The following is a 948-nucleotide window of genomic DNA, read 5'->3' as shown; positions in this document are numbered from 1 at the left end:
GGTAGTATCTCACTAACTGTGTAAGTTAAAAAGTTATTCTGGAAAATTTTGAGCCCTTACAGCTCAAAAAATTTTACGGAAATAACTTTTTATTATTTTTAACCATTACATAGTTATGATCGACAAAGAAGAATTATTAAACAATAAGGATTTTTACAAGTCCTTTAAAAATGGAGAAGACTTAACTTCTTTCTTCAAAGAAATGCACAAGCGAGCTGTAGAGCATATGCTTGATGCAGAATTGGACTCTCATCTGGATAATGATAAGCATCAGAAATCTGCCACAGGAAATTACCGTAACGGTCACGGGACTAAAAAGATAAAATCCTCATTTGGCGAATCTGAAATTAAAGTTCCCAGAGATAGAGAAGGTAGTTTTGAACCAGCATTGGTTCCAAAGAGACACAATATCATCGATGGTTTGGAGAATATTATCATCTCATTTTATGCTAAGGGAATGAGTGTAAGTGATATTGAAGAACAAATTAAAGAGATGTATGATTTTGAGGTTTCTACCTCTACCATCTCACGAATCACCAATGCGGTTGCCAATGAAGTCGTGAGCTGGCAGAACCGCCCGCTTGAAGATTTGTATCTCATTGTCTGGATGGATGGGATTGTTTTCAAGGTAAGGGAAAATTCCAAAGTCATTAATAAAACCGTTTATCTGGCTGTTGGATTAAACCGTGACGGGAGAAAGGAGGTCTTGGGAATGTGGCTTGGAAAAAATGAAAGTTCAGCCTTCTGGATGGGTGTTCTCACAGATTTAAAAGCCCGTGGTGTGGAGGATATTCTCATCACCGCTACCGATAACTTAAACGGATTTACCCAAACCATCCGTTCCGTCTTTCCTGAATCTCAAACCCAAATTTGTGTGGTCCATCAAATAAGAAATGCATGCAAATATGTGGTTTGGAAGGACAGAAAAGAATTCTCTGCCGATATGAA

Annotated in this window: 1 protein-coding gene; it reads left to right on the top strand. The window is 37.8% G+C overall.

The annotated features are described in order from the left end of the window. Positions 1-115 precede the first annotated feature (115 nt). Positions 116-948: IS256 family transposase (locus tag DRF67_RS21285; RefSeq protein ID WP_115930301.1), on the top strand; the 833-nt coding region annotated here is incomplete at its 3' end.

This window comes from Chryseobacterium pennipullorum, from assembly GCF_003384725.1.
GTDB lineage: Bacteria > Bacteroidota > Bacteroidia > Flavobacteriales > Weeksellaceae > Chryseobacterium > Chryseobacterium pennipullorum.
The sequence above is the reverse complement of the archived record's forward strand: the minus strand, read 5'-3'. Positions and strand labels throughout refer to the sequence as shown.